Annotated in this window: 1 protein-coding gene; it reads left to right on the top strand. The window is 43.2% G+C overall.

The features are described from left to right. Nucleotides 1–214 precede the first annotated feature (214 nt). Nucleotides 215–900, top strand: a 686-nt coding sequence (locus R8N47_RS24140) for a zinc ABC transporter substrate-binding protein (RefSeq protein WP_318185970.1), incomplete at its 3' end; no start/stop codon positions are given.

Here is a 900-nt window from a genome sequence, read left to right as displayed (position 1 = left end):
ACGTGGATTTTCCCGCTCCGTTGGGACCGATTAGGGTTGTGATTTTGCCCTTTTCTAATTACATGCTGATGTTATCAAGAAATCTGAGATCATCGAACTCGACGCACAATCGTTCAAGACTGACTAATGAAGACATGAATGAAACTCATTTGCAAAACTATAATGTTATAATGTAACATTATCGCACTTTCTACGCCATATCCCAAGTAAAACTATGAAAAGAGCTTTAATTCTTGCTGCTTCAGCAATGTTAACCTTGCCAGCGCAGGCGATAACAGTACTTACAAGCATTAAACCGATCCAACTGATGGTGACTGAACTGACGGAAGGCGTCACGACTCCTGAAGTGCTAGTTCAGTCAAACGCATCACCACACGATTATTCGCTGCGACCTTCTGATGTAAAAAAAGTCGCGTCTGCGGATTTGGTGATTTGGTATGGTCATGATTTGGAACCGTTTCTTGAAAAAGTCGTATCAAATAGATCTAGTACACTGACGCTAAGCGAAATACCAAATCTAGCGCTTCGTGAGTTTGATAGTGAGCATTCGCATGATCACGACGGTCATGACCACGGTAGCCACGACCCGCACTTTTGGTTGGGTATTAAACCGGTTAAACAGGTCGCCCAAGCTGTTGTGAACAAATTGGCGGAAATCGATCCAGCTAATGCGAAAATGTACAGCAACAATCTTGTTAAATTTGAAGAACAGCTTGCGGCTAAAGATAAGGAAATAGAGCAGCAGTTAGCACCAGTGAAGAACCAAGGATACTTCGTTTTCCATGATGCGTACGGTTATTTTGAAGAGCGTTACCAGTTAAATAATCTAGGACACTTTACGGTGACTCCCGACCGAAAGCCGGGTGCCAAGACGCTGATTCAGATCAGAAAAACACTGGG

The sequence above is a fragment of the Vibrio sp. 2132-1 genome (assembly GCF_033344315.1).
Note: the sequence above shows the minus strand (reverse complement) of the source record. Positions and strands in the feature narration are given on the sequence as shown.